Consider the following 15,297-nt stretch of genomic DNA (forward strand, 5'->3'; position numbering starts at 1 on the left):
GCCCCGATCCCGTTTCGGACCCAAGCAATGAGTGAAGTACGCGAAGCCCTGGATTTGATCGGCCGCGGCACGGATGAAATCACCAAGCCCGAGGAACTCGAAGAGCGTCTGAAGTCGGGACGTCCGCTGCGGGTCAAGGTCGGTTTCGACCCCACCGCGCCGGACCTGCACATCGGGCACACCGTCATTATCAACAAGATGCGCCAGTTCCAGGATCTGGGCCACCAGGTGATTTTCCTGGTCGGCGACTTTACCGGCATGATCGGTGATCCCACGGGCAAGAACGTCACCCGCAAGCCGCTGACCGAAGAGGAAATCAAGGCCAACGCGCAGACGTATGCCGACCAGGTTTTCAAGATTCTCGACCCCGAAAAAACCGAGATTCGCTTCAATACCGAGTGGTTCCGGGAACTGGGTGCGGACGGCATGATCCGTCTGGCGGCGAAGTACACGGTGGCGCGCCTGCTCGAGCGTGACGATTTCGAGAAGCGCTTCAGCGAGAATCAGCCCATCGCGGTGCACGAGCTGCTGTATCCGTTGTCGCAGGGTTACGATTCGGTGGCCCTCAAATGCGATGTCGAAATGGGCGGTACCGACCAGAAATTCAATCTTCACGTCGGCCGCCATTTGCAGCAGCATTACGGCCAGCCGCCGCAGGTCATCATCACCCTGCCGTTGCTGGAAGGTCTGGATGGCGTCCAGAAGATGTCCAAGTCGCTCGGAAACTACGTCGGCATCACTGAGCCGGCCGAGCAGATCTTCGGCAAGTTGATGTCCATTTCGGATGAATTGATGTGGCGGTACTTCGACCTGCTCAGTTTCCGCAGTAACGCCGATATCGCCCGGCTGAAGGCCGAAGCCGAAGGCGGTCGCAATCCACGCGATATCAAGTTCGAACTGTGCGAGGAAATTGTCGAGCGGTTCCACAACCGGGAGGCCGCCGTGGCGGCACGTGAGGCATTCGTCGCGCGTTTCCAGGGTGGTGCCATGCCCGAGGACATTCCCGAAAAGTCACTGGACACAGACGGCGAAGGCATCGGCATCGCGGCGGCGCTGACCCGGTGTGGGCTGACTTCGAGCAATTCCGAAGCCTTCCGGATGATCAAGCAGGGCGGGGTGCGAATCGACGGCGAAAAAGTCAGCGATCGTGGGCTGGTCCTGCAGCCCGGTTTCAGCGGGGTTCTGCAAGTCGGCAAGCTCAAATTCTGTGCCGCTCGTGTTTCCTGACCTCACCACCCGGAACGGTATGCGAGGAGACCTCGGGTGAAACAGTTGTCCGACCTGGACTGGAGTACGTGGGAAGCCCGGGATCCGGCCACCCTGGTGTTCGTCATTCGCGACGGAAAAATTCTGCTCATCGACAAGAAGACCGGTCTCGGCAAGGGCAAGGTCAACGGTCCGGGCGGCAAGGTCGATCCCGGGGAGACGCCGGAACAGTGCGCGGTGCGCGAGTGCCAGGAAGAACTCGGCATCACCGTGTCCAATCTGGAGTATTGCGGTGAACACCGCTTCCAGTTTGTCGACGGTTATTCCATTCACGTGTGGGTTTACCGGACGAGGGATTTCAGTGGCGAGCCGGTGGAAACCCGCGAGGCACGGCCGAAGTGGGTGTCCCTGGATGCCATTCCCTACGACCGAATGTGGGAAGACGACCGCCTGTGGCTGCCCATGCTGATTCGCGGCGAACGCTTCCAGAGCCGATGGATTTTCGATGGAGATTCCATGCTCGACTATGAGATTCGGCCCGATGGTCAAAATGAACCCTGGGTGGAATGAATCCGCCGAGCGGCCCCTGTTAAGGAGTCCATTTATGAACCTGTTCACGAAATTCATACTGCTGGCGTTTTTGGTTCCGGTGCCGGCGGCGGCGCAGGAAACGCAGCACGACCTGGCGGCCTCGGCCAGCCAGATCACGCAGCAGTCCTACCTTGTCGACACCCACATCGATGTTCCCTATCGCCTCAAGGAACAGTGGTCCGATGTCAGCCACCGTACCGACGGCGGCGATTTCGACTACGAGCGCGCCCGGCAGGGAGGGCTGGATCTGCCGTTCATGTCCATTTACACACCGGCCGAGTCGGAAGACGACGGCACGGCGTGGCAATTGGCGAATGAACTCATCGACAGTGTCGAAGCCCTGGCGGCCCGGGCGCCGAAACGGTTCGCCCTGGCCAGAAATACCCAGGAGGCGGAAAACGCGCGCCAGCGCGGCCTGATCGGCCTCGCCATGGGAATGGAAAATGGTGCGCCCATCGACGGCGAACTGGAAAATCTGGCGTATTTCAAACAGCGCGGCATTTCCTATATCACGCTGGCGCATTCAAAGAGCAACCACATTTCCGATTCGTCTTACGACCCGGAAAAGAAATGGAATGGTCTGAGCCCGTTCGGCCGCGAGGTGGTGGCCGAGATGAATCGCCTGGGCATCATGATCGACATTTCGCACGTTTCGGACGAGGCCTTTTACGATGTCCTGGAACTCAGCCGGGCGCCGGTGATCGCCTCGCACTCCTCGGCACGTCACTTCACGCCGGGTTTCGAGCGCAATATGAGCGACGACATGATCCGTGCGCTGGCGGCGAATGGCGGTGTCATCCAGATCAATTTCGGTTCCAGTTTCCTGACGTCCGAGGCGCGCGCCTGGTACGAACGGCTCAGTGAGTTGCGTGAAGCCTGGGCCGAGTCCACCGGGCTGCCGATGGAAGGGGATCACGCCTCGGAATGGGTGGCCACCTACCGGGAGCAGAATCCCATGCCCTACGCCACCCTGTCGGATGTGGTCGACCATTTTGATCACGTGATTGGTCTGGTGGGTGTGGAGCACGTGGGGATCGGTTCGGATTTCGATGGCGTGGGCGACAGTCTGCCGGAGGGAATCAAGGATGTTTCGCAGTACCCGGCCCTGGTGGAGGAGTTCCTGCGCCGAGGGTATGAAACCGAAGATATCGAGGCCATCCTGGGCGGCAACCTGATGCGGGTATGGGCGGATGTGGAACGCGCGTCCGCCGCGAACCGGGACTGACCGACGCGCACCCGGGCGTATCCGGGCGTCGGGAGCGGAAATCGGAGTGCGACGGTCATGGATCTGAGCACAACCTCATTCGTCGCCGTCAGTGCGGCCGCCCTGCTGGCGGCGGGCCTCACACTGTATTCGGGCTTTGGCCTGGGTACCCTGCTGCTGCCGGTGTTCGCACTGTTCTTTCCGGTGGAAATCGCCATTGTGGCGACGGCGCTGGTACACGGTGCGAACAACGTCTTCAAAGTGCTGCTGCTGGGGCGCGGGGCGGACCGCGGCGTGGTGTTGTACTTCGGGGTTCCGGCCGTGCTGGCAGCGCTTGCCGGGGCCCTGGCACTGGGCTGGCTGGTCAGCGCGGATTCTCGGCTCACGGTCGGCACCGATGTTGGGCCTGTAGCGCAGGTGACCCCGGTCAAGCTGATGGTGGGCTTTCTGATGGTGGTGTTCGCGGTGTTCGAACTGTTGCCGCGCTTCCGGCGCCTGGCGTTCGATCGTCGTTACCTGCCACTGGGCGGGGTGCTTTCCGGATTTTTCGGTGGTCTGACCGGACATCAGGGCGCGCTGCGATCCGCATTCCTCGCCAAGGCTGGCCTGGATACCCCTGCCTTCGTCGGCAGCAATGCCGTCATCGGTTTTCTGGTCGACCTGACCCGGATCGGTGTCTACGCGGCCCTGTTCTCAGCGGCCGGTGCCGGACTGTCCGGCTTCACCGGCTGGCCCCTGGTGGCCACCGGCGCGGCCTCCGCGTTTGCGGGTGTGCTGATCGGCAAGCGCTACCTGCACAAGGTGACGATGCGCAGCGTGCAACTGCTGGTCGGATCGTTTCTGCTCGCGGCGGGTGTCGCGCTCATGCTGGGCCTGATCTGAAACGCCCGGAAGGCGGATTCAGCGGTATTACCCCGATTCCGCCGTCCACGCGACCGGCCAGTCGTTTCGACTTAGTCGTTTCGACTTCGGCGGCCGTTTGCCCGCTCGCCTCCCCGGCGCCCCGCGCTTTCAGCCCCCCGGCTACGGGCCGGCGCCTTGCGCTGTGTCGGTTTCGGCGCCGCCGACCGGGACGGCGTGTTGCGGCTTGGCGCGGCGGCGCGTTGCGTCGCCTGCCGACGCGGCGCCGAACGTGATGGCGCCGACACTGACCGCGAGGCTTGTGGCCGAGCCTGCCTGGCGGGAGCGCTCCGGCTCGGAGCGCTGCGGGGCGTGGCCTGGCGCGCGGCAGGCGAAGCGGATCGTTTGGGTGCCTGGCGCGTTACGGTGCGGCGTTCCGGAATGGAAACCGGTCGATTCTGGCGCGAAGAAGTCGTCCGCGTGTTGGTGCTCGCCCGGCGGGTGACGGGGGCGGGTGTCCGTCGAGCCTGAGTACTGCGAGGCGTCGCCGGCACCGCGCGCGAACGTGTTTGTGTTTGCGAGCGGTTCTGCGAACTCGACCGTGATTCCGGCCGCGTAGCGCTGCGTTGGTTCAGCGTCTTGTTCCTGGCCGGTTGGGTCTTGTTGCCCGCCTTGCCAATCTGCGCGGCGCGCGCCTGCAAGGCACCCCGGCTGACCGGGACCGTTCGATTTCGGCGGGTCGTTTCCCGGTCGGTTCGACCGCTGGCAGTGCGCGACGCTTGTGTCGGGTTGCTGCTCCGCTTGACCCGGTCCGCACGTGTCTGTAACTCATTGCGGCTGACCGGTCCGGTCCGGTTGCGTGCGGCAACGGATTTGTCGGTCCGGGCGGGTGCGCTGCGCTGTTGCGGCGTGCGTACCACCCGGTTCCGGGCCAGGTTGTCCGCTCGCGCATGCAGTTCGGAGCGGGTAACGGGTTCGGTTCGGTTACGGCCCGGTTTGGCGGAAGCTGCGCTCCGGGTCAGCCGGGTTTCTTTGCCGCCGGCCAACTGCTTTTGCCGGCTGCTTGACCGGTCGTCGCGTACCCGGGCTTTCATGCGCAGATCGGAGGTCTTTACCGGTCCCGCCCGATCAAGCCCGATCTTGCGATCCTCGATCACCCGTGATCGTGCATTGCCGCGGCTCCGGTTGCCGGCATCTGGGCCGGAGATTACCCGGTTGGCGGGGTTGTTCCGGTCACGGCTGTCATTGCGTGCGAATCCACGGTTCCTGTCGGCAACCGGTGCGCGCTGGTGCGCGTCGTGGTAGAGATTGCGGGTGCGCTCGCCCGGCCGGGCGCGCCTGTCGTACCGGCCGTATCGGTCGCGGCGATCGTAGCGGTTGTAGCGGTCGTACCGGTCGTACCGGTCGTACCGGGCATGGCGGTTACGCGGATAGCCATGACCGTAATGCCGGTAACGGTCGTAATAGCGGGGGTGGTGACGATAACCGCGCGGGCCCCAGTAGCCGTAGTGACGATGGTACCAGGGGCGGTGCTCGTGCCAGTAACCGCCGGTGTAGTAACTGAGGCTGAACGGTCCCCAGCCCCAACTCAGGCCGAAGCTCCAGCCGTACCAGGGGGTGTAACCCACATGGAATCCCCAGGTGGAGTGACGCGGATAGTAGTAATGCGTGGTGACCCACGGGCGGTAATACCAGCCGGTGCCGTAGACGATGGTTCCGTGGTGCACATAGCTACCCGTGTAGCCGGGCGTGTAGCCCACGTAAACCACTTCGGGCGTGCTGTCGTAGATATAAACGTACTTGGTGTTGTACACCGGAGAACTGGGCAGGATGTAGTCCACCTCGGCGGGGCGCCGGTCGGCCACCTGCCAGGGGCCGTTGGGAGAGGTCGAGACATACCAAACCCCGTCTTCGACCAGGTAGTAGACGCGGTCGGAGTAGAGCACGGTGGCGCCCGTGTTGCGTACGTAGCGCAGATCCTCGGTACCGTCGACCGGCTCCAGCCGGGGGTCGCCGTCGTACTGGACCTCGACATCGACTTCGCCGCGCTGTATCGCCGCGGTCTGCGGAACCTGGGCATCCAGCACCGCCTCCTGTGCTTCATCGGTGCCGGCGACGTACACTCGGGCATCGGCCTGGGCCGAATTCTCGGGAATGCTGGCGAATGCCGGTGGGAGCAGTTCGGCCGACTCGTACGCCCACGGGCCGTTGAGTGACGGCGCGCGGTACCAGCGGCCGGCCAGCACGATGTAGTACTGCTGGCTGCCGACGTGCATGAACACGTCGTCGTCCGAGTTTTGCAGCACCAGCAGATCGTCGACCAGCGGCGCGAAATCCGCCGGGCCCTCGGTGACGAGGAGTTCGGCGGGCACGGTCGAGACGACGATTTCCGGCGCGTTTTCAGCGGTGACGGGCTCGACGTCCTCTTCGGGCGGCGTATCCGTATTATCCGCGTCGTCCTGGCTGGCTTTGACCATGGCCGCGATGTCCGCGGGCGGGCTCGCATCGAAACGATACGGACCGGTGGCCGAATCGGCGCGGTACCAGACGTCCGGAGCGGCATTCAGATAGAACTCCCGACCGTCCGAAATCAGCGGGTAAGGCGTGTTGATGACGGCCTGGTAGGGGCTTTCCTCGATGTCACGGAGTACCGGGTCGCCGTCCATTTGCACCAGCAAGGCCGGGCGATCGCGGTAGATGATGCGGGGCGGGGCGGTGTTGATTTCGCGGGCCGCCGTCGATTCGGCTTCGGCCGCTTCCAGGGCCGCCTGCAGGTCGTCCAGCGGAAAATCAAGATTCCAGCGTGGCGATGCCGCCGCGACGGCGCTGGTAAGCGCGGTCCCGATGTCGGTGGTGCCGTCGGGAAAACGGGCGCGTTGCAGGGTCATGCCCTTCGGGTGAACGGTGCGTTTGTTCCGGTCGATGTCGACTGGCGCGTCGAACCATCCGGCGCCGAAGACCGGTTCGGCATCGTCACTGGCGCGCCAGGCGAGAGCCGCGCGGTAATGCAATACGGTCTCGTCGAGGCCGTCGATCATGGGACGGTAGATGGTGACGGTGCCTTCGTCGACGGCCAGGGTGCGCGGCCAGTCCGAATCCGCGGCGTGCAGCCGGGGGCTGGTGGCCAGCACCAGGGCGGTTATCAGCGCGAGCATGAAACCGGCCGCCGCGCGTGCTGTAAACCCACGACGCGTGATCGCCTGCGCCGCATGGCGTAGCGTGGGGTGGCCGTGCCCGGTTTCACCGGGCAGACCGGGGCGGGATTCGGGTGGGCGATGTGTCATATCCGTCCTCCTGTGCGATCTTCGGCCTGTGGGAGCGGTATGACTCCCGCGAGAAGGCCGCGGTCGCGAAATCGCCCCCCATTGGGGGGCTTCTGGAACGCATTCTAGGCAAGTCAAGCTGAATGCAAGGTGAACGAAGTTCGGCCCGCGCCGGTATCCGCGGTGTATTGCGGGGTGCCGGGCGGATCAGGCGATCACGCCGGCAGCCCGTAATTCATTGATTTCATGGAGGTCCATGCCGGCCTCGCAGAGCACATCGTCCGTGTCTCGCCCGGGTGCCGGAGGTGGGAGCGGTGGGCCCGTTCCGGTGCGGCTGAACCGGGGCGCCGGCCCGTTCTGGGGGATGCCGGCGACGTCGTGAACGGCGCTTCGCGCCCGGTTATGCGGGTGATCCGCCGTCTCGCGCAGAGAGAGTACCGGAGTCACGCAGCAGTCGGTCTGATCGAACCGGGCCTGCCACTGGTCCCGCGTTCGCGTACGGAATGCGGCTTGCATGAGGCGGCGCAGCTCCGGCCATCGCGATGTGTCCATGGGCAGATCCGGGCCGCGGAAACCGGCTTCGGCGAAGCGTTGCGGGTCGATGTCCAGCACTTCGAGCAACTGGCGGAAAAACGGTGGTTCCAGCGCACCCACCGCGACGTGACGGCCATCCTTGGTCTCGTACGTGTCGTAAAACGGCGCCGCGCCGGAAAACAGGTCCGCACCCGTTGCTCCGGAGAAATGTCCGGTGGCCTGCATGCCGAAGCTCAGGGCCATTAGCGCCAGGGCACCGTCAATCATGGCGGCATCGACCACCTGGCCGCGGCCCGAGTGCTGCGATTCGAACAGGGCGCAGACCAGCCCGAAAGCCAGCAGCATGCCGCCGCCACCGAAATCGCCAACGAGGTTCAGCGGCGGCACGGGTTTCCCACCCTTCGGTCCAATGGCATGCAGGGCGCCGGAGAGCGCGATGTAATTGATGTCGTGGCCCGAGGTGGAAGCCAGGGGACCGTCCTGCCCCCAACCGGTCAAGCGGCCGTAAACCAGGCGCGGATTGCGCTCGAGGCAGGTATCGGGTCCGAAGCCCAGGCGCTCGGCAACTCCCGGTCGAAAGGCCTCGAACAGGGCGTGGGCGTTGTCGGCCAAGCGCAGCAGCAGCTCCACGCCACGCCTGCGCTTCAGGTCGACAATGACGGATTTGCGGCCGCGCGTCAGGGGGTCGTGTTCCCCGTGCAGGCCGCCGCCGGGTCGGTCGATCCGAATCACTTCCGCGCCCATGTCTGCCAGCATCATGCCGCAGAACGGGGCCGCGCCGAGGCCGGCAACCTCGATGATGCGTAGCCCGGCAAGGGGACCTGTCTGTATGGCTGGATCGGGGGCTGGATGCATACGCGAGACGCAGCGCTTCGGCTGAAGGCGTTATCATTGTGGAACACACAGTATAAGGAGTGTCGATCGCGGGCACCGCGGTTATTCATCGGATGAAGTCCATCGAGATTCCCAATTTTCCGCGTGACTTCCAGCGCGAGAGTCTGAAGCTGGTCAACGGCCTGCTCGAGGTCAAGTCTTCCGCGTTTTATCTGGTCGCGCCCAACATGCGGCATCGCGGCGTGGTGACCTACAATCTCGACCGGGAAGCCGACCGCCGTTACGAGCGGCGCTACATGCAGCTCGATCCACTCAATCCGAGCCTGCACGAAGAGAATTCGGAGTCGGTCATCCACATGGACTCGATTCTGGGGCCGGGCCGGGTGGAGCAGCTCGCCTACTATCAGGATTTCCTCAAACCCCTGGGCCTGCGTTACGTGGCCGACATGTTTTTCCGCGCCGACGGGCGCATCATCGCGGTTATCACCCTGCTGCGCTCACTGGAGCAGGGCGACTTCAGCCCGGAGCATTTGAACGTGCTGCGCACCCTGCAACCTTTTCTCGAGTACGCACTGAATACGGTTTACCTGCCGGAGCGCATGACCGAACGGCGCACCATCGAGGAAAAATACCAATTGACGGCCCGGGAGCTGGACGTGCTCGAGCTGGTGCTTTCCGGAGCCGCCAACAAGCTCATCGCCAGCGAGTTGAACCTGGGGCTGCCCACCGTCAAAACCCACTTGCAGCATATCTACCGAAAAACCGGTGTCGCCACGCGCACCGAACTCGTGACCAAGGTCATTGCCGACCTGAAGGTCCTGCCCTGATCCTCTCAGACAGTCCGGATTCGCATCGACGGCGTATTTCGCGGGCCAGTGCCGCGTTAGAAAATTGCCTGATGCCATCCTTTTGGCTGATAGGACCGGGCCGGGCTTTGGCTTAGGCTTTAATGGGGACACTAATGAATCCGGTTTGGCAGCCCCCGGGGCGAGCCGGACCGATGGATGCGAGGCAAGAGTCGGTAACGAATGGAAATCGACCTCAGCGAAAAAGTCGCACTGGTAACCGGGGCGGCTGGTGGTATCGGCGCCGCGGTGGCCCGTACGCTTGCCGCATCCGGCGCTGCGGTGGTTGTTACCGACCTGGAAGCCCGCGCCGAAGATGCCGGGAAACTCGTCGCGGAAATTGAGCGCGATGGCGGCCAGGCCGAATTCCGGGCTCTGGATGTCAGCGAGGAATCCGCCTGGCAAGCCGTGATGCAGCATGTTGCGGAAACCTACGGCGGGCTGGATGTGCTGGTGAACAACGCCGGCGTCGTTCTGGTCAAGCCGGTTGAAGAGGTGAGCCTGGAGGAGTTTCAGTGGATCACGGGCATTAACGTGGGTGGAGCTTTTCTGGGTGTGCGGCATGCGCTTCCAGTGATGAAGAAACGTGCTGCGGCCCGTCCCGCCGGGGGATCCATCATCAACTTTTCCTCGGCCATGGGCATCAAGGGCTATCCCTACGGTTCCATGTACAGCCTGACCAAGGGCGCAATCCGGTTATTCAGTAAATCCATCGCGCTGGAGTTTGCCGACCTGGGCTACAACATCCGGGTCAATTCAATTCACCCGGGGCTGGTCGATACGGCGATGGTGGAGCAGGAAAGCGAGGAACTCTCGGCGCTGGGCGCCATGGGAACTTCGACACCGGATGAAATGCGCCAGGCCTTTCAGGCGCTCAACCCGCTGGGCCGGCTCGGTACGCCGCAGGAACTGGCCAACGCCGTGTTGTTCCTGGCGTCGGATCTGAGCAGTTTCGTGACGGGTTCGGAAATGACGGTGGACGGTGGTGAAACCGCGGCCTGAATGCTTCAGGTTGCGATCAACAGAATTCAAGTGATTCGGGAGCGAATGATGATTCTCAGACCCTACAGACTGACCGCGGCCATTGTGTCGCTGACCGCACTGTGTGCCGGCCCGCTGGCCCAGGCCCAGGTGCTCGAGGAAGTCGTGGTTACCGCTCAGAAGCGAGAACAGAGCCTGCAGGACGTCGGTGTTTCGGTAACCGCGTTCAGCGGCGAGCAGATCAAGGATCTGGGCTTTACCAACTCCGTCGACGTAATCGCCCAGACGCCGGGCCTCAGCTACGGTACGCCAACGGCCGAAGGCAACAATGCTTCGTTGACCCTGCGTGGCGTCGGCCTGGCCGATTTCAACGACAACAACGAGGGTCCGGTGGCCGTGTACGTCGACGAGGTTTACGTCAGTGCGCTGTCCGGCGTGACGTTTCAGTTGTTCGACCTCGAACGGGTTGAGGTTCTGCGTGGGCCGCAGGGCACCCTGTACGGGCGCAACACCACCGGTGGCCTGGTCCATTTCGTGAGTGTCAAGCCGTCGGAAGAAACCCAGGGTTACTTCGAGGTGACGGTGGCGGAGAACAGCCAGTTCAAGGTCGAGGGCGCGCTCGGTGGATCGCTGGGTGACGCGGTGCAGGCGCGGCTCTCATATGCGCACAACGAATATGACGGCTACGTCGATAACCGCGGTCCCGGCACCGAGGATCCCAACGATGCCGACAACAATGCCGCCCGTCTGCAGTTGGCTTTCCAGCCAACCGACGCCATCGACGTTCTGTTCAACGTTCATGGTTCCAAAAACAACGCAAACATGGGCGCCTGGCAGCACGAAGCGACCTATTCCCCGGACGGTGGAGTCACTTCGCTGCCGCTGCCGGCGGATCTGAATCTGTATGGCAGTTGCCCGGGTTGCGACGCCTTCGGTTACCGGGATGACGATGACGATCCCTGGGCCGGCGCCTACGACCGCGATGGCGATCTCGACATCGAGAACAAGGGTGCTTCGTTGAATTTCCAGTGGGCCGGAGACAGCGTCACCCTGACTTCGATCACGGCCTTCGAGAACTTCGAACGCCTGTACGAGGAAGACACCGATATTTCGCCGTTCAAGATCGTGCACAACACCTACACGGCGGATATCGACCAGTTCACCCAGGAGATTCGGCTCAGCGGAGAGACCGATGCCATGCACTGGCTGGCTGGTTTTTACTACTACGATCAGGAGACCGACGGGGGATTCCAGATCGACGCCAGCGGCATTGGTTTCATCATTGGCGACGCCAACTACAAGCAGGAAACCAGCTCCTGGTCGCTGTTCGGGCAGATCGAGTACGACCTCAGCGACCGCTGGAGCGTGATCGGTGGTCTGCGCTATACCGATGAGGAACGGGAACTCGACTACCTGAGTCAGGAACTCAATGGCTTGCTGCCGCCGGACGCCAACGTGATGTTCGATTACGACGAAAAAATCAGTCACGATAATGTGACCGGCAAGCTGGAACTGGATTTCCGCCCGACGGATTCGACCCTGATCTATGGCTCGGTGTCCCTGGGTACCAAGTCAGCCGGGTTCAACACCGGCCTGCTGGATGAAACCGGCCTGTTCGGGCTTACGGTGCGTGGCGATGTGCCCTATGGCGAAGAGGAACTGACCAGCTACGAAGTCGGCTTCAAAACCGACCTTTTCGGAGGTACGTCCCGGCTCAACGCATCGGCGTTCTATTATGACTACTCGGATTATCAGGCCTTTGCCTTCGTCAACCTGAACCAGGTGATTTTCAACACCGACGCCACGGTGACGGGCATGGAGCTGGAGTTCGTAACCAACCCGATCGAAGGCCTGGATATCCTGCTTGGCGCTTCGCTGCTCGATGCCGAGGCGGAAGACATACCGCTCAACGACGCTTCCGGAATCACCCGCGATCGCACCATGACCCTGGCGCCCGACTTTTCGTTGAATGGTGTGGTTCGCTATGAGTGGGGCGTGTCCGCCGGTCGTGTCGCGGCCCAGGTCGACTTCAATTATCAGGACGAGACCTTCTTCGACATCCAGAACCATCCCATCTCGCGTGAGGACGGTTACGACGTGTGGAACGCGCGGCTGACCTACTACTCGCAGGACGACACCTGGTCGGTTTCAGCCTTCGTCAACAATCTGTTCGAAGAGGAGTATCGCGTTTACTCCTTCGACGTGACCAACCTGTTCGGCTTCAACCAGGTTGCCTACGGACGTCCGCGCTGGGCTGGGGTAAGCTTCCGGTACAATCTGAATTGATTCGCGCTACTCTGTCCGGCCCGGCCGCACTGCGCGGCCGGGCCGGTGGTCGTTTGGGAATCGTAACGGAGCGCCCATGACACGTACCTTCGATCACAAGCTGTCGACGACCTTCCTGATTTCCGTGGTCTATCCGCTCGGGCCGGCTGCCATCATCCTGATGCCGATGCTGGTCGGCGGTGTGATCGATGACCTGGGGTTCACCGAGCAGCAGGCCGGTTTCATCGCCTCGCTGGAAGGCATGGGCCTGGTGCTCGCCGCGCTGGTGGCGGCGTTGTGGGTACGCAAGGTGTCGTGGACGATGGCCCTCGCGGCCGGTTGCATCGCCACCGCCGTGCTCAATGCCGTCACGGCCAATCTCCAAGACTACCAACTGTTCCTGGTGTTGCGCTTCCTGGCCGGATTTACCGGCGGGTCCGTATTCGCGCTCACCGTGGCGGCTCTGGGTGATAACCGCCATCCGGACCGGGCGTTCGGAATCGCGCAGGTGGTGCAGGGCGCAATGATGTTCGTCGCGTTCGCCGCGGCGGCGCCGATTCTGGAGCGCTGGAGCGTTGGTGGGCTGTATTACATGTTGGCCATCGCATCCCTGCTGATGCTGTTGACCCTGGGCCGTTACCCCGGGCAGGGGGCGCCGCGAGTCGTTCCAGGCGGTGACGGGGTCGATACGCCCAACTACACCGGCCTGATCTGGATCGGGCTGGTCGCCAGCTTGCTGTTCTTTTCCAATATTTTCGGATTCTGGGCCTACATCGAACGCATTGGCCAGGCGGCCGGGCTCGATACAGAAACCATTGGCCTCGCACTGGGGGTGTCGCAATTCGCCGCCATCGTCGGCGCGGGCGCGGCGGCAGTGGCCAGCGATCGCTTCGGACGGACGGCGCCGCTGACGCTGGCCCTGGTCGGACAATTGCTGGTGTTGTGGCTGCTGGTCGGCCGGTTCACGTCGTTCACGTTTTACCTCGGCGCCGGTTTGTTCCAGGCGCTGTTCGTGCTGGCCAATTCCTACCAACTCGGCGTGATTTCGAAAATCGACATCCGCGGCCAGTACATGGTGCTGGTCACCGGCTTCCAGGGGCTGGGCGCTGCGGTCGGTCCGGGGATCGCGGCGGCGCTGATCGCCGAGGGCGACTACACCCGGATCAACGCGATGGCCGCCATGTTCTGCGTGGTCAGCATTTTCCTGTTCTTCTTCATCATCTACCGGACGCGGCACCTGGGCAGTCCGGTGCGGGAAGCGGAAGCCGCGATGCGGAACCCGGGCTGAGATTCGATCGCGCGCCGGGACCCGGGCTGAGATTCGCTCCGCCAGGTGTTGATGTCGTCAAGGCCATTGCCGCATGCGGTCAACCGGGCATTCTTTCCGGGTCAGAACCGACGCGCCGGCCCTCGGCCAGGTTGATGACGTACCAGACCACGCCGTCCGGTTTCGATGCGAGTGCCGTGAGTTCGTCCAGCCCTTGATCGTAGGCTGCCGCGCTGATCTGGCCCGCGGCGAGTACCGCTTCGCGGGCTCCGGCCAGCACGCCGGCCAGGTTATCGACCACGGCGTTGAATGCAGGCTCGCCCGCGCAGGCACCGTAAAACACCTGCTCGGCCCGCACGGGCCGCGCGCCTGCGCCATGTAGCAGGCTGACCAGGCGGCGGCCGATGAGCGGGTCACAGCCGAGCGTGCGGTACGAGCGCCAGTAGGCGGACCAGGCGGCATCCAAAGCGGGTGTGTCCGGCCCGAAACGCATCACCTCGTGATCGTCGTCCAGCAGCACGACGCGCCCACCGGGCCGAACCGAGGCGACCATGCCGGCCACGATCCGTTCCGGATCGGGCACATGTTCGAGCACGAACCGGGCATGCGCCAGGTCGAAGGTGCCCCATTCCTCGTCCTGTAGGGGCAATTGTTGCGCCTCACCCTGGCGGAACTCGACCGGACCTCCCATTTCCGGCCTGTCGCCGGCCACCCCAACCGCGGCCGCGATCTGGGCCGGGTCGCGTTCGACCGCGACGACCCGGTCCGGCGGCGGCAGCCGGTCGGCGATCAATCGTGTGAACTGCCCGGTACCGGCACCGACATCCAGCACACGTTGTTCGTGGTCGATCTGCAACGCTTCAAGGCAGCGCGGGTTGATGAGGTCGTTCATCAGTGCCAGCCGTGCGCGTTCGGTGTCGGTGCTGCCGTGGATGTAAGGTGCGGTCATACCAGGCTCCGGGATTGCCTTGGGCCGGAATAGCACACGTGCTGGCCAGTCGTCGACCGGAAACAGCCCAGGCGCACCATTTCAGAGCCGGGACGACGGCCGGGCGACGCACTTGCATCAGACTGCGTCAACAAACGCCAGCCAGTCCGGCGAAGGCCGCCCCGCTAAGCCCGTGTCACCTCGATCAATGAAGGTCGGAAGGCTGAGCCTGCGTCACCCCGGCCCCTGAAGGTCGAAATGTCAAACCTGCGTCACCCCGGCCCCTGAAGGTCGAAATGTCATACCTGCGTCACCCCGGCCCCTGAAGGTCGAAATGTCAAACCTGCGTAACCCCGGCCTCTGAAGGTCGAAATGTCATACCTGCGTCACCCCGGCCTTGAGCCGGGGTCCATTGTTTTTGGTCTGGTGGATCCCGGATCAAGTCCGGGATGACGGTCACAGGATCAAGTCCGGGATGACGGTCACAGGATCAAGTCCGGGATGACGGTCACAGGATCAAGTCCGGGATGACGGTCACA

11 protein-coding genes are annotated in these 15,297 nt (G+C 63.3%); 8 read left to right on the forward strand and 3 right to left on the reverse strand.

The window, feature by feature from the left end; all coding sequences use genetic code 11:
* The first annotated feature begins 27 nt into the window (after window positions 1-27).
* The 4 genes from tyrS to V3330_RS05055 are packed head-to-tail and all read left to right on the forward strand — an operon-like array spanning window position 28 to window position 3,883.
* Window positions 28-1,227 carry a tyrosine--tRNA ligase gene (tyrS, locus tag V3330_RS05040; protein ID WP_354694300.1) on the forward strand — a complete coding sequence of 400 codons (1,200 nt, stop codon included), beginning with the start codon at window positions 28-30 and terminating at the stop codon, window positions 1,225-1,227.
* A gap of 36 nt (window positions 1,228-1,263) precedes the next feature.
* On the forward strand, window positions 1,264-1,776 hold the full coding sequence (locus V3330_RS05045) for an 8-oxo-dGTP diphosphatase (protein ID WP_354694301.1): 513 nt from the start codon (window positions 1,264-1,266) through the stop codon (window positions 1,774-1,776).
* Window positions 1,777-1,810: 34 nt separating this feature from the next.
* Entirely contained in the window at window positions 1,811-3,022 is a 1,212-nt protein-coding gene (locus V3330_RS05050) for a dipeptidase (RefSeq protein WP_354694302.1), read from the forward strand.
* Between the two features lie 57 nt (window positions 3,023-3,079).
* Window positions 3,080-3,883 (forward strand): TSUP family transporter, encoded by an 804-nt coding sequence (locus V3330_RS05055; protein WP_354694303.1) that lies wholly within the window; start codon window positions 3,080-3,082, stop codon window positions 3,881-3,883.
* 71 nt (window positions 3,884-3,954) lie between these two features.
* Here the strand turns inward: V3330_RS05055 and V3330_RS05060 are convergent, their stop codons facing one another.
* A complete protein-coding gene (locus V3330_RS05060; protein ID WP_354694304.1) occupies window positions 3,955-7,125 on the reverse strand; it encodes a hypothetical protein in 3,171 nt (1,056 codons plus the stop codon).
* 186 nt (window positions 7,126-7,311) lie between these two features.
* Window positions 7,312-8,493 carry a CaiB/BaiF CoA transferase family protein gene (locus V3330_RS05065; RefSeq protein ID WP_354694305.1) on the reverse strand — a complete coding sequence of 394 codons (1,182 nt, stop codon included), beginning with the start codon at window positions 8,491-8,493 and terminating at the stop codon, window positions 7,312-7,314.
* A gap of 59 nt (window positions 8,494-8,552) precedes the next feature.
* On the opposite strand from V3330_RS05065, the gene V3330_RS05070 reads away from it, so the two are divergent.
* The 4 genes from V3330_RS05070 to V3330_RS05085 all read left to right on the forward strand — a co-directional run bounded on the left by V3330_RS05070 (window position 8,553) and on the right by V3330_RS05085 (window position 13,851).
* Complete coding sequence (locus V3330_RS05070; RefSeq protein WP_354694306.1) at window positions 8,553-9,299, forward strand: helix-turn-helix transcriptional regulator; 747 nt, start codon at window positions 8,553-8,555, stop codon at window positions 9,297-9,299.
* 201 nt (window positions 9,300-9,500) lie between these two features.
* Window positions 9,501-10,319, forward strand: a complete 819-nt coding sequence (locus tag V3330_RS05075) for an SDR family NAD(P)-dependent oxidoreductase (protein WP_354694307.1) — start codon at window positions 9,501-9,503, stop codon at window positions 10,317-10,319.
* 48 nt (window positions 10,320-10,367) lie between these two features.
* The gene (locus tag V3330_RS05080) at window positions 10,368-12,584 is read left to right on the forward strand and encodes a TonB-dependent receptor (protein ID WP_354694308.1); all 2,217 of its coding nucleotides are present in this window, start codon (window positions 10,368-10,370) and stop codon (window positions 12,582-12,584) included.
* A 76-nt stretch (window positions 12,585-12,660) separates the two neighbouring features.
* The gene (locus tag V3330_RS05085) at window positions 12,661-13,851 is read left to right on the forward strand and encodes an MFS transporter (protein WP_354694309.1); all 1,191 of its coding nucleotides are present in this window, start codon (window positions 12,661-12,663) and stop codon (window positions 13,849-13,851) included.
* Window positions 13,852-13,930: 79 nt separating this feature from the next.
* Here the strand turns inward: V3330_RS05085 and V3330_RS05090 are convergent, their stop codons facing one another.
* A complete protein-coding gene (locus V3330_RS05090) occupies window positions 13,931-14,779 on the reverse strand; it encodes a methyltransferase domain-containing protein (protein ID WP_354694310.1) in 849 nt (282 codons plus the stop codon).
* Window positions 14,780-15,297 lie beyond the last annotated feature (518 nt).

The organism is Elongatibacter sediminis, assembly GCF_037892215.1.
Lineage (GTDB): Bacteria > Pseudomonadota > Gammaproteobacteria > Xanthomonadales > SZUA-36 > Elongatibacter > Elongatibacter sediminis.

Bases quoted from the DNA above. Each gene is read 5' to 3' on its own strand.
- tyrS (WP_354694300.1), top strand. From the start codon at position 28: ATGAGTGAAGTACGCGAAGCCCTGGATTTGATCGGCCGCGGCACGGAT.
- V3330_RS05050 (WP_354694302.1), top strand. From the start codon at position 1,811: ATGAACCTGTTCACGAAATTCATACTGCTGGCGTTTTTGGTTCCGGTG.
- V3330_RS05055 (WP_354694303.1), top strand. From the start codon at position 3,080: ATGGATCTGAGCACAACCTCATTCGTCGCCGTCAGTGCGGCCGCCCTG.
- V3330_RS05060 (WP_354694304.1), bottom strand. From the start codon at position 7,125: ATGACACATCGCCCACCCGAATCCCGCCCCGGTCTGCCCGGTGAAACC.
- V3330_RS05065 (WP_354694305.1), bottom strand. From the start codon at position 8,493: ATGCATCCAGCCCCCGATCCAGCCATACAGACAGGTCCCCTTGCCGGG.
- V3330_RS05075 (WP_354694307.1), top strand. From the start codon at position 9,501: ATGGAAATCGACCTCAGCGAAAAAGTCGCACTGGTAACCGGGGCGGCT.
- V3330_RS05080 (WP_354694308.1), top strand. From the start codon at position 10,368: ATGATTCTCAGACCCTACAGACTGACCGCGGCCATTGTGTCGCTGACC.
- V3330_RS05085 (WP_354694309.1), top strand. From the start codon at position 12,661: ATGACACGTACCTTCGATCACAAGCTGTCGACGACCTTCCTGATTTCC.
- V3330_RS05090 (WP_354694310.1), bottom strand. From the start codon at position 14,779: ATGACCGCACCTTACATCCACGGCAGCACCGACACCGAACGCGCACGG.